This is a genomic window from Bradyrhizobium sp. 142 (genome assembly GCF_023074015.1).
In the GTDB taxonomy this organism is placed as follows: Bacteria; Pseudomonadota; Alphaproteobacteria; order Rhizobiales; family Xanthobacteraceae; genus Bradyrhizobium.
Genome location: NZ_JADPKQ010000261.1, coordinates 1 through 11,020, shown reverse-complemented (window position 1 = coordinate 11,020; position 11,020 = coordinate 1). Strand labels below are relative to the sequence as shown.

The following is an 11,020-nucleotide window of genomic DNA, read 5'->3' as shown; positions in this document are numbered from 1 at the left end:
CCCGGCGAGCCGCAGGTCCTTCGGCAACCGGCCCTGCAGCGTGCCGAACATTCGCTCGGAGCGCCCGCGCGCCTGCGGCGAATACGCTGCGATATGCTCAATCCCGAGATGCGATAAGGCCCGTCCCACCTGGGTTTGTTGCGTCTTCGAGACCTTCTCGCCAGCCTTCGGGGTGTAGAAATAATGGCTGCCGCGATCGGTGTAGAGCGCGCAGAACAGGCCATGCTCGCCGATCACCTCGCCCAAGGCCTGGAACGTCGATGCCGTCCCTTCTTCCTCGACCAGCAGCATCGAGTAGATCTCGCTCGTCGCATCGTCCAGCGTGACGATCAGGTCCATCGCCGGCAGACCTTCGATCCAGGGATGGCGCGATCCGTCCTGGTGCAGCAGCATCCCCGGAAGCGGCCGGCGTGGACGCTTCTTGCGGTGCGCCGAACGCTTCGGCGCCTTCCGCACCAAACCCGCCGCATGCAAGGCCAGCTTCGTCACCGTGTAGCCAAGCACATAGCCATGCCGCTTTTGCAGCTGTTCATGGAAGTGCTTCACCGTGAAATCCGCGTACTTGTCCCGGAACAGCCCGAGCATCCGCTCCAGTTCTTCCTCCGGCGCCCGTCGCGGCGATCGTCGGCCCATACGCAGGTCGACCAGCCCGTCGTCGCCCTCCGCTTCAAAGCGTTCCGCCCAGCGTTGAAATGTCCGCACGTTGATCCCGAGAAGCTCGGAGGCCGCAGCCTGCGTCAGCTCTTTCGCCTCCGTCCGATCCAATAAACTCGAAAACCGCATCCGTCGTACACCCTCGTGAATGGATGCCGTGCCCATCGTGCCCCCTTTGTTCCAGGGCACCAAAAACACGACACTTCACGAGCTACAAACAGGCGACAGATCACGCGCTACGGACACCGCACGCTGTCCCCCATTGCGGAGCAGCGCTCCAGCCGCTAGCCTTCCCGAAAAATGGGGAGGTCCAAGGAATGCGCTGCGGTTTTTTGATTGTTGGATTGCTGCTGGTGGCCGCACCGGCCCAAGCCGCCGAGCGGCGGTCGACCTATGTAACGATGGTCTTGCAGGCCTTCGCCGCCAAGGTCGAATGTCCCAACACCGACGTCATCTATCAGGATCTGGTCCAGAAGGCGCAGCAGATGCAGCTGCCTGACGGCACCACCGAGAAGGTGCGCAAGGCCATCGCCTGGATGCACACCGGTGGCAAGATGGGCGAGAAGCAGGACGATGACCTGATGGCTGAGGTCGCGGTGGCAACGCAGGCGACCGATCTCGACCAGCGCCGTCTCGGCATGCCCACCTGGTGCGAAACCCAGAAGACAAACCTTGCCGGCCTGATCCGCAGCAAGGGCGGCTAGCCGGCTTTTCGGGGCGCTAAGCAAGCCGCGGCGAACCCGCGGCAATGGCTAATTATCGTCACAATCCTCGACAGCATGCGGGCCTTCTCGAACTCGAACGAGGGAGCCCCATGCGGATAATCAATGTCGTTTTCGCCGGTGCACTCGCGGCCGCCGCGATGCTGACTGCGCCTGCGCAGGCGAGGAATTCCGACGCCCAGAACGGCGAGGACAAAGCCAGCTCGTCATCCTGCAGCGCGATCCTGGGCGCAGCTTCCTTGCAAGGAAACAGGTGAGCGAAACCAATCGCAAACGCAGCATCGACCGCCGGCGCACGGAACGGATCGCGACGAGCGCTAGAAATACGCTTCCGCTTCGGGCGTGTCAGCTCTGGTGCGGTCCGCGGATGATCTTCATGGCGTCCGCGATATGACGCCACTCTTTGGCCTCCTCGGCCTCGCCGCGGCCTTCACAGGCCTGCGCCTGTTCGGCGACCTTCGCAATCGCAGCGAAACCATGCCGTTCGAGCATCTGCCGTGCAACGGTGTGGACCTGGACCTCGGACATCATGGGCGCTCTCCCATTTGGCGGAAACCGCGATGCATCGCTTTACAGTCCCAATCGCTTGACTGCTCCAAGAGCCGTTACAACCATCTTGCCGCAGCTCCGGTTCCCTCTGCTGCCGATCACATCGGCCGATATCGCGCGTGGCTTGAAGCCTGGTTCATACGACAAAGGCGGCCCGCAGTTGCCAGCGGACCGCCTTCTCACCCACCCCAAATCGGACGTTCTTGGCCGGGTCCCTAAGCGACTGCCACGCGCTTGCGCTCGAAGTCGTTGGGCACCTCGATGTCGACCTCGAGGGTCGACACCTCGTCGCCGCGATCGAGCCGCACGATCACCTTGGTCGGATCCAGCGTGACATGCCTGGAGACAACGGCGAGAATTTCCTCGCGCAGCACACCGAGCAGATCGGGTTGGCCGCGCTGTCCACGCTCATGCGCAAGCAGAATCTGCAACCGTTCGCGTGCGACGGGTGCAGAGGCCTTGTTGCCGCGGAGAAGCCGAAGCAGACCCATGCTCATGCAGCCCTCCTTCGCAGCAGACGATCCATGAAACCCTTGCGTTCGGACGGCACCTGCATCGGTACGGTGTCGCCGCACAGCCGCCGCGCCGCATCGATATAGGCCCGTGCAGGCGCGCCGTCCGCGTTCGACAGCGTCACCGGCGTGCCGACATTGGAGGCCTTCAACACGTCCTGGCTCTCGGGGATGATGCCGAGCAACGGCGTTGCGAGGATTTCGAGGATGTCGTCGATGGTCAGCATCTCGCCGCGCGCGGCGCGCGAGGGATCGAAGCGGGTGATGAGAATGTGCTTCTCGACGCGCTCACCCTTCTCGGCCCGCACCGTCTTGGAATCGAGCATGCCGATGATGCGGTCGGAATCGCGCACCGAGGAGACCTCCGGATTGGTGACGATCACGGCTTCGTCCGCAAAGCGCATTGCCATCGAGGCGCCGCGCTCGATACCGGCCGGGCTGTCGCAGATCACCCAGTCGAAGCGGCCGCGCAGGTCCTCGATGACCTTGCCGACGCCCTCCTCCGTCAGCGCGTCCTTGTCACGGGTTTGGGAGGCCGGCAGCAGCCAGAGATTCTCGAGCCGCTTGTCGCGGATCAGCGCCTGCGGCAGTTTTGCGACGCCCTGTACCACGTTGATGAGATCGAACACGACGCGGCGCTCGGCGCCCATCACGAGGTCGAGGTTGCGCAGGCCGACGTCGAAATCGACGACGACGACCTTGTCGCCGCGTTGCGCGAGCGCGGCTCCCAGCGCGGCGGTCGTCGTGGTCTTTCCGACGCCGCCTTTGCCTGATGTTACGACCAGAACCTTGGCCATCGAAATATCCTCCTTAGCTGGTCAGTTCAGCGCTGTAATTCGCATGGTGTTGCCCTGGAGCCAGGCCTGGGCAGGCCGGCCACGCAAGGCGTCGTCGATATCGTCGGCAGTCTGATAAAATCCATCGATTGCAAGCAGTTCGGCCTCGATCTTCTGACAATAGATGCGGGCGCTCGCGTGCCCGTTGACCCCCGCCATGGCGCGGCCGCGCAACGCGCCGTAGACGTGGATGGAACCACCGGCGACGACTTCGGCGCCGGAACCGACCGATCCGAGAATGGTGACGTCGCCTTCCGGGAAGATGATGGTCTGGCCGGAGCGCACGGGGCTTTCGAGCAGCAACGAGGTCGGCTTGGCACCAGTCTTCGTCTCGGCCTTCTTGGGCGCGCTCGGCTCGACGACGCAGCTCCGCCCGCCCGAGAGCAGCGGCGGCATCGCCGCCGTCAGCCGCTCCACCTCCACCCCCTCGATGCCGAGCACGCGGATGTTGCGGTCCTGGAGACTGGCGAGCAGATGGCTGATGCCAGATTGGCTGAGATCGACCGAGGACAGGTCGATCACCACCGGGCGGCCGGCAAAGAATCCCGGCGAGCGCGCGATCGTGGCGTCGATCTCCTGGAGCCAGTCCTGGACCGGGACTGTCGGGACGAACACGAAGGCCACGTAGGAGCGCCCGCGTAGGCGCACCAATTGACGTTGAGGTCTCGCTGCTGCCTCCATGGCCTGCCGACTCGTCCTTGTTATTCAATGGTTAACGATGCGGCGAATATGGTTAACGGCCGGTTAATTTCTCTGTGGGGTTACGTGGATAGGGAGGGCGCTCTCGCCGGGACAGCATTTCGGACAACGCGGGGCACAACTGCCCCCAACACCGTCGTTGCGAGCGCAGCGAAGCAATCCAGACTGCCTCCGCCGCAAGATTCTGGATTGCTTCGCTACGCTCGCAATGACGGAGGATGGGGCGACTACCGGGCCCCCTACTTCTTCACCTTGCTCGCATCCATCTTGATAACGGGATCGAGCATCTTCGTCGTGAAGGCAGCGGTAACATCGAACGGCTTTTCCATGCCGAGATAGGTCTGCACCAGGTCGTAGTCCTTCTTCATCCGATCACCGTCGATCCAGCCGAGCGACTTCGTCGTCGTGAACTCGTCGGTCATCAGCAACTTGATGCGCTCCCACTGGCGCTCCTGGTTCTGCTTGTCGAGGCCGGAGACCTGGTCGAGCAGCGCTTTGAGGCATGGCGCGGCGTCGGCGACGCAGGCCGCGAAGGCCTTCTGCGAGATGCGGACGAACTCCTCGACGAGCTTCGGGTTCTTCTGGAGATAGGCGCCGTTGACGATCAGCGAGTTGCCGTAGGGATTGAGCCCGATGTCCTTCCAGTTGACGTAGCCGAGATCGGCGCCGAACTCGATCGCCTTCAGATCGTGCTCGTTGTAGAAATCGCTGATGATATCGACGGTATGGCTCTTCAGCGCCGCGATCTTCGCGGTCGGGCCGATATTGACGAAGCTGACGGCGTCGGGCGCCAGCCCCGCGGCCTTGGCGAAGGCCGGCCACATCACGCGCGAGGCATCGCCGGGAGGATTTCCGATCTTGTGGCCGGCGAAATCCTTCACCCCGTTCACGCCGTAGCTCTTCAGCCAGTAGAAGGTCTGGCCGGTGTTGGCGTAGATGCTCATCACGGCAACGTCGTCGGCGCCCTTGCTCTTCGCGACCAGCATGGTGGCGAGATCGGCGATGCCGAAGGGCGAGCCGCCGGATCCGACCTTGGCGGCGGAGACACCGGAGCCCTTGCCGACCTCGATAGTCAGGTCGATCCCCGCCTTCTCGTACCAGCCTTGGGACTTGGCGTAATAGAACGGCGAATGGTCGGCCGTCGGCGTCCAGTTCAGGATCAGATTGACCGCCTCGCCGGCGCCCGCGGGCAGAGCGAGCATCAGGCCTAAGCTCAGGGTCAAGAACAGCGACGAGCCCGCCGCCTGCAAACGCTTCATCGCATCTCTCCTCGTTGCCGCGACCCGGCTTGTCGCTCTCCCCATGTGAGGCTACCAATGCAACAAGCCCCTTCCCTAATTGTCAACTGTTTGGTTGGAAATGCCCGCAAAACGATCTGGCGACACCGTGCCGCAGCGGCGCGACCCCGTCGCCACCCGCCGGAAACTGCTCACAGCGGCGCGCCTGGAGTTCGCCCGGCATGGTCTTGCAGGTGCTCGCGTCGACGAGATCGCCGAGCGCGCTGGCGTCAACAAGCAGCTGGTCTATCACCATTTCGGCGACAAGGATGCGCTCTACCTCGCCGTGCTCGAATGGGTCTATGAGGACATCCGCGAGCAGGAGCGCAGGCTCAATCTCGAAGGCCTGGCGCCGGACAAGGCGATCCGCAAGCTGATCGAAGCCTCGTTCGACCATCTGGCCGAAAACCCTGATTTCATCGTGCTTTTGAACGACGAGAACCGCGGCGGCGCACGCCACGTCCGCGGCTCGACGCGGCTGGAAGCGATGCATTCGCCGCTGGTGAAAAGCGTCTCCCACATCCTGCAGGAGGGCGTGCGCAGCGGCGTTTTCCGCAAGGGAATCGATGCCGTTCAGCTCTATATCTCCATTGCGGGGCTGAGCTATTTCTTCTTCTCCAACACCCCGACACTGTCGGCGATCTTCGGCAAAGACTTGTCGAGCCGCGCCCAGCGGCGGGCCCGCCGCCGGCACGTCGTCGACCTCGTGCTCCAGTCGCTCCGGCCATAATCAACCAACTGGTTGAAACTTTCCTCGAGGGCGGCTAGGCTGCTGGTCGTGGCAGAGAGGCCACAGCAACAGGGAGCAACCGGTGGAAGGTGACGGAGCACGCACCGCGCGCAGCTTTGCGATCATCCTGGTCGCGCACCTTGCCGTGCTCGTCCTATGGCAGGTATCGGTCGACGCCTTTCACGTACCGAGATTCATCCTGCCCTCGCCCCTCGCCACCCTGCAGACGCTGGGAACCGCGAGCTATTCCTGGGGCGCAAACACGTTGATTACCGCGATCGAGATCCTCGGCGGCTTCGCGCTCGGCGCCGTCGTCGGCGTGTCGCTGGCCGTGATCTTCAGCTGGGCGCCGCTGCTCAGCCTGGTCCTGCTGCCGCTGTTCGTCACGGCGAATATGATCCCGAAGGTGGCGCTCGGTCCGCTCCTGATCGTCTGGTTTTCCTACGGCATCGTGCCCAACATCCTGATCGCGTTCAGCATCTGCTTCTTCCCGATCCTGCTCACCACCGCGCGAGGCCTGCGCGAGGTCGAGCCCGACCTGCTCGATCTCGTCAAATCGCTGCGCGGCTCGCGCTGGACGCTGTTCCGCAAGATCCAGCTGCCGGGGTCGCTGCCTTACGTGTTCTCCGGCATGAAGGTCGGCGCTATCCTCGCGGTCGCCGGCGCCATCGTCGGAGAGTTCATCGCCTCCGAGCGCGGGCTCGGCTACCTCATGATCCAGGTGCAGTCGTCGCTCGACACGCCCGCGATGGTGATGGCCGTGGTGCTGCTGACGCTGCTCGGGGTCGCTCTCTACGGCCTGGTCCTCGCCCTCGAACGGATGTTCGTGGTCGGCGACGCCAGACAAACGTGAAACGGCAGACTTAGCAGACCAAGGACCGACCGATGCTCCTCACCCGCCAGACGCTGCCGAACACGATCCCGGACATCACTGCGCTCGACGATCTCCTGTGCCGGCCGACCCAGACGCTGATCGACGATCTCAAAAAGGTCGAGGGCGACATCATGATCCTTGGCGTCGCCGGCAAGATGGGCCCGACGCTGGCCGGGCTTGCAAAAGCCGCCGCGCCCAATCGCCGCGTCATCGGCGTCGCCCGGTTCAGTGACGCAAGCGTCAAGGACTGGCTACACGCGCGCGGGGTCGAGACCATCAATTGCGATCTGATGGACGAAAGTGCGATTCAATCGCTGCCAAAAGCGCCCAACATCATCTTCATGGCCGGGCGAAAATTCGGCGCCGAGGGCGATCTGTCGCTGACTTGGGCGATGAACGCCCATGTCCCGGCGCTGGTTGCGCAGGCCTTCCCGTCCTCGCGCATCGTGGCGTTCTCGACCGGCTGCATCTATCCCTTCGTGCCCGTCGACGGCAAAGGCTCGAGCGAGGAGATGGCGCCGAACCCGCCCGGCGAATACGCCCAGTCCTGCGTCGGCCGCGAGCGCATGTTCGAATATTTTTCGCGCAAATTCGCGACGCCGGGGCGGCTGTTCAGGCTCAACTATGCGATCGACATGCGCTATGGCGTGCTGCACGATATCGCGACCAAGGTGCTGACGGGCACGCCGATCGACGTCAGCCTTGGCCACGTCAATTTCATCTGGCAGGGTGACGCGTCATCCCAGGCGCTGCGCTGTCTTGCCCATTGCACGACGCCGACCTCGCCAATCAATGTCAGCGGCCATGAGATCGTTGCGGTGCGCGATCTCGCCGCAAAGTTCGGCGCAAGGTTCGACCGCGCGCCGGTGCTGGTCGGCAGGGAGGAGCCGACGGCGTGGCTGACCGACACGTCACGGGCGGTCGCGCTGTTCGGTCTGCCGGTCGTCGATACCGAGCAGCTGATCGCCTGGACCGCGGATTGGGTGTCCCGTGCGATGCCGAGCCTCGGCAAGCCGACCAAATACGAGGTGCGCGATGGACGCTACTGACGGTCCGCGCATCGTCCAGCTCGGCCTCGGTGACGCAGCGGCAGGGCTCGTGCTGTCGACGGAGGCGCACTGGAACCAGAGCGAAGAGGACTGGCGCTTCTTCCTGCGTGAGGGTGTCGTGTTCGGCATCCACGACGGATCGCGATTGGTCGCCACGGCCGCGCTGCTGCCTTACTCCGGCAACAACGCTTGGATCAGCATGGTGCTGGTGACCGCAAGCCATCGTCGCCGCGGTCTCGCGACATGCCTGGTCCACGCCTGCCTGGAGACGGCACGCAAGCGCGGGCTGACGAGCTGGCTCGACGCGACGCCGGCCGGTGCTGCCGTCTACGCCCCGCTCGGATTCACACCAACGCTGCAATTGCGACGGCTGCGGCTCAAGACATCCGGCAGAGCGCCGGCACTTTCGGCGGAGCCGCTTGACGCACTTTGCGCGCGCGACCGGCGGGCCACAGGCTTCGATCGGACCGCGCTCCTCTCCGCCTTCGCACAGCGCCCCGGCTCGCGCATCGTCTCGACGAACGGAGCCATTGCGCTGATCCGCGACGGCAGAACCGCGCGCCACATCGGCCCGTTGTTTGCGAATGACGCGATCGGCGCCCTGGCTTTGGTCGATGCGATCACGCAGTCGGAGAACGGCCCGATCCTGCTTGACGCCGTCGCCTCGCACGATGCGTTCCTGGCGGGATTGACCACTGCCGGCTGGACCGTCGAACGGCCGTTCCAGCGCATGCGGTGCGGCCTCGTCACTGCCGCGAGCGCGGAATTGCCATTCGCCGTCGCCGGCCCTGAATTCGGATAGGACATCATGCACCACAGTCAGATCAACAGCGAAATCCGCAAGCTGATCGCCGACGGCACCGTCCTGCCGGCCCATCCCCTCGCGCTCACGGCCGCGCGCACGCTCGACAAGAAGTACCAGCGCGCGCTGACGCGCTATTATATCGACGCAGGCTCCGGCGGCCTTGCGGTCGGCGTGCACACGACGCAGTTCGCGATCCGCGACGTCGGCCTCTACCGTCCCGTGCTCGAGCTCGCCGCCGAGACCGCCGCGAGCTGGACCAGGCGACCACTGGCGATGGTTGCAGGGCTCGCAGGACCAACCGGCCAGGCTGTCGCCGAGGCCCGCACCGCGCGCGACATCGGCTATCACGCGGGACTGCTCAGCCTCGCCGCGATGAAGAATGCCTCTGAGGACGAGATCATCGCGCATTGCACGGCGATTGCCGCCGAGATTTCGCTGATCGGCTTCTATCTCCAGCCGGCCGTCGGCGGCGTCATCCTGTCGAGCCGGTTCTGGCAGCGTTTTGCCTCGATCGACAATGTCATCGCGATCAAGATCGCGCCGTTCAACCGCTACCGCACGCTCGACGTGCTGCGCGGCGTTGCGGCGGCCGGCGCGCTCGACCGCGTCGCGCTCTACACCGGCAATGACGATCACATCCTGCTCGACCTCACGCTGCCGTTCGACCTGCGCGACAACGGCGTCACCACGCGCACCTATTTCAAGGGCGGACTGCTCGGCCACTGGTCGGTGTGGACCGCGAGCGCCATCAAGCAGTTCGAGCGCTGCAAGGCGGCACGGCACAAGGACAGCGTGCCGGCCGACCTGCTCGCGCTCGATGCCCGCGTCACCGACTGCAACAGTGCATTCTTCGACGTCGGCAACAATTTCCACGGCTGCATCGCCGGCTGCCACGAGGTGCTGCGGCGTCAGGGGCTGATGCAGGGCCTGTGGTGCCTTGATCCGGACGAAGGCCTGAGCCCGGGCCAGAAAGACGAGATCGATCGCGTCTGCCGCGAGCATGCCGATCTCAGCGACGACGCTTTCGTAGCGGCCAACCTGGACAAATGGTTGGCATGACAGCGGAGCCCTTCATCAGCCTGCGCGGCGTCCGCAAGGTCTATCGCTCCGGCCGCGCAGAATTTCTTGCGGTGTCCGACGTCACCATGGACGTGCAGGAGGGTGAGCTGGTGTCGCTGGTCGGTCCGTCCGGCTGCGGCAAGACCACCGTGATGAAGATACTGGCCGGCCTGCATGGCGCTGACGGCGGCACCGTGACAATCGGCAACGCCAACAGCCCGTTCGATCCAACCCGGGACATCGGCATGGTGTTCCAGCAGGCACTGCTGCTGAAGTGGCGGACGGTCCTGGACAACGTGCTGCTGCCGGCCGAGATCGTCGGCCTGCCAATCAAGGCCGCGCGCGAGCGGGCGCGCGACCTGATCAACCTGGTCGGGCTTTCCGGAAATGAACAAAAATACCCGCAGCAGCTCTCCGGCGGCATGCAGCAGCGCACCGCGATCGCGCGCGCCTTCATCCACGATCCCAAGCTGATCCTGATGGACGAGCCGTTCGGCGCGCTGGACGCGCTGACACGCGAGCAGATGAATCTGGAGATGCTGCGGATCTGGCGCGAGAGCGGCAAGACCATCGTCTTCGTCACGCATTCGATCCAGGAAGCCGTCTTCCTGTCCTCGCACTGCGCTGTATTGACGGCGGGACCAGCGAGGATGGCCGATTATTTCGCCATCGACCTGCCCTTCCCGCGTGCGCTTCCGCTCAAGACGACGGACGCCTTCGGCGCCTATGCGCGGCGCATCTATGAGAAGCTGGGCCTCGGCGCGGCGTAACACGCCGCGCCTGCCAATCCGGTAGCCCGGATGGAGCGAGTAGAGTCGAGGAGAGGCGCGGTGACTTGGGCCGTGCGGCAACGTCCCGTTTCCTCTCCCCGCTCATCAAACCGGACGTGCCGATTTCCGGCATCCGGCTTTCCGACTGGTTTCATCACATGGCACGCGGCAGCGGCCCCAGATGCACGCGGCGGAGCCGCAGCACGCCGGCGGGCCCGAAGACATGGTCAGCGGGGAACCTTCGTGTGCCGCGTCCTTGCACCTTGCACCGTCTTCGCAGGAAGTGTCGCACGCGATCATAGACGTGATTGTCGACCGCCCGGTAGGCCATCAGCCGGGTGCCGTAGCTGAAGTAACTCGACCAGCCGCGCAGAAGTCGGTTCAACTGGTCGCGTACCTCAGGCCACGGATCTTTGTTGCCGGAGACCAGAAGCCCATCGATTTTGCCTTTGAGCCTCTGGACGCTCTTCCTGGAAGGGCTCGC

14 protein-coding genes are annotated in these 11,020 nt (G+C 64.4%); 7 read left to right on the top strand and 7 right to left on the bottom strand.

All coding sequences use genetic code 11. The features are described from left to right. Positions 1-819, bottom strand: an 819-nt coding sequence (locus IVA82_RS23535) for an ISNCY family transposase (protein WP_247493582.1), incomplete at its 3' end; no start/stop codon positions are given. Positions 820-971: 152 nt separating this feature from the next. On the opposite strand from IVA82_RS23535, the gene IVA82_RS23530 reads away from it, so the two are divergent. Then, positions 972-1,358, top strand: a complete 387-nt coding sequence (locus tag IVA82_RS23530) for a hypothetical protein (RefSeq protein WP_247388780.1) — start codon at positions 972-974, stop codon at positions 1,356-1,358. 363 nt (positions 1,359-1,721) lie between these two features. Here the strand turns inward: IVA82_RS23530 and IVA82_RS23520 are convergent, their stop codons facing one another. The 5 genes from IVA82_RS23520 to IVA82_RS23500 all read right to left on the bottom strand — a co-directional run bounded on the left by IVA82_RS23520 (position 1,722) and on the right by IVA82_RS23500 (position 5,231). Continuing rightward, positions 1,722-1,907: a hypothetical protein gene (locus IVA82_RS23520; protein WP_148740861.1), complete on the bottom strand. Its 186-nt coding sequence runs from the start codon at positions 1,905-1,907 to the stop codon at positions 1,722-1,724. A 233-nt stretch (positions 1,908-2,140) separates the two neighbouring features. Next, positions 2,141-2,422 carry a cell division topological specificity factor MinE gene (gene minE, locus IVA82_RS23515; protein WP_247388779.1) on the bottom strand — a complete coding sequence of 94 codons (282 nt, stop codon included), beginning with the start codon at positions 2,420-2,422 and terminating at the stop codon, positions 2,141-2,143. After that, complete coding sequence (gene minD, locus IVA82_RS23510) at positions 2,419-3,234, bottom strand: septum site-determining protein MinD (protein ID WP_247388778.1); 816 nt, start codon at positions 3,232-3,234, stop codon at positions 2,419-2,421. Before minD ends, minE begins: the two co-directional genes overlap by 4 nt. Positions 3,235-3,255: 21 nt before the next feature. After that, positions 3,256-3,954 carry a septum site-determining protein MinC gene (gene minC, locus IVA82_RS23505; protein WP_247388777.1) on the bottom strand — a complete coding sequence of 233 codons (699 nt, stop codon included), beginning with the start codon at positions 3,952-3,954 and terminating at the stop codon, positions 3,256-3,258. A 257-nt stretch (positions 3,955-4,211) separates the two neighbouring features. Next, positions 4,212-5,231 carry an ABC transporter substrate-binding protein gene (locus tag IVA82_RS23500; RefSeq protein WP_247388776.1) on the bottom strand — a complete coding sequence of 340 codons (1,020 nt, stop codon included), beginning with the start codon at positions 5,229-5,231 and terminating at the stop codon, positions 4,212-4,214. A 100-nt stretch (positions 5,232-5,331) separates the two neighbouring features. Here IVA82_RS23500 and IVA82_RS23495 point away from each other — a divergent pair, with 100 nt between their 5' ends. The 6 genes from IVA82_RS23495 to IVA82_RS23470 all read left to right on the top strand — a co-directional run bounded on the left by IVA82_RS23495 (position 5,332) and on the right by IVA82_RS23470 (position 10,536). Next, positions 5,332-5,979 (top strand): TetR/AcrR family transcriptional regulator, encoded by a 648-nt coding sequence (locus IVA82_RS23495; RefSeq protein ID WP_247388775.1) that lies wholly within the window; start codon positions 5,332-5,334, stop codon positions 5,977-5,979. Positions 5,980-6,061: 82 nt separating this feature from the next. Beyond that, positions 6,062-6,832, top strand: a complete 771-nt coding sequence (locus IVA82_RS23490; RefSeq protein ID WP_247388774.1) for an ABC transporter permease — start codon at positions 6,062-6,064, stop codon at positions 6,830-6,832. Between the two features lie 32 nt (positions 6,833-6,864). After that, the gene (locus IVA82_RS23485; RefSeq protein WP_247388773.1) at positions 6,865-7,902 is read left to right on the top strand and encodes an NAD(P)-dependent oxidoreductase; all 1,038 of its coding nucleotides are present in this window, start codon (positions 6,865-6,867) and stop codon (positions 7,900-7,902) included. Then, positions 7,889-8,704, top strand: coding sequence for a GNAT family N-acetyltransferase (locus IVA82_RS23480; RefSeq protein ID WP_247388772.1), 816 nt, complete (start codon positions 7,889-7,891; stop codon positions 8,702-8,704). The genes IVA82_RS23485 and IVA82_RS23480 overlap by 14 nt, the downstream gene beginning before the upstream one ends. Before the next feature lie 6 nt (positions 8,705-8,710). Beyond that, positions 8,711-9,766 (top strand): dihydrodipicolinate synthase family protein, encoded by a 1,056-nt coding sequence (locus IVA82_RS23475; protein ID WP_247388771.1) that lies wholly within the window; start codon positions 8,711-8,713, stop codon positions 9,764-9,766. Then, complete coding sequence (locus IVA82_RS23470; protein WP_247388770.1) at positions 9,754-10,536, top strand: ABC transporter ATP-binding protein; 783 nt, start codon at positions 9,754-9,756, stop codon at positions 10,534-10,536. The genes IVA82_RS23475 and IVA82_RS23470 overlap by 13 nt, the downstream gene beginning before the upstream one ends. A gap of 154 nt (positions 10,537-10,690) precedes the next feature. Here IVA82_RS23470 and IVA82_RS23465 read toward each other — a convergent pair. Next, a partial coding sequence (locus IVA82_RS23465) for a group II intron maturase-specific domain-containing protein (protein WP_276578017.1) occupies positions 10,691-11,020 on the bottom strand: 330 nt, incomplete at its 5' end.

Excerpts from the sequence above, each read along its gene's own strand:
- IVA82_RS23480 (WP_247388772.1), top strand. The coding sequence starts at position 7,889 with ATGGACGCTACTGACGGTCCGCGCATCGTCCAGCTCGGCCTCGGTGAC.
- IVA82_RS23470 (WP_247388770.1), top strand. The coding sequence starts at position 9,754 with ATGGTTGGCATGACAGCGGAGCCCTTCATCAGCCTGCGCGGCGTCCGC.
- IVA82_RS23530 (WP_247388780.1), top strand. The coding sequence starts at position 972 with ATGCGCTGCGGTTTTTTGATTGTTGGATTGCTGCTGGTGGCCGCACCG.
- IVA82_RS23495 (WP_247388775.1), top strand. The coding sequence starts at position 5,332 with ATGCCCGCAAAACGATCTGGCGACACCGTGCCGCAGCGGCGCGACCCC.
- IVA82_RS23520 (WP_148740861.1), bottom strand. The coding sequence starts at position 1,907 with ATGATGTCCGAGGTCCAGGTCCACACCGTTGCACGGCAGATGCTCGAA.
- IVA82_RS23475 (WP_247388771.1), top strand. The coding sequence starts at position 8,711 with ATGCACCACAGTCAGATCAACAGCGAAATCCGCAAGCTGATCGCCGAC.
- minE (WP_247388779.1), bottom strand. The coding sequence starts at position 2,422 with ATGAGCATGGGTCTGCTTCGGCTTCTCCGCGGCAACAAGGCCTCTGCA.
- minC (WP_247388777.1), bottom strand. The coding sequence starts at position 3,954 with ATGGAGGCAGCAGCGAGACCTCAACGTCAATTGGTGCGCCTACGCGGG.
- minD (WP_247388778.1), bottom strand. The coding sequence starts at position 3,234 with ATGGCCAAGGTTCTGGTCGTAACATCAGGCAAAGGCGGCGTCGGAAAG.
- IVA82_RS23485 (WP_247388773.1), top strand. The coding sequence starts at position 6,865 with ATGCTCCTCACCCGCCAGACGCTGCCGAACACGATCCCGGACATCACT.
- IVA82_RS23500 (WP_247388776.1), bottom strand. The coding sequence starts at position 5,231 with ATGAAGCGTTTGCAGGCGGCGGGCTCGTCGCTGTTCTTGACCCTGAGC.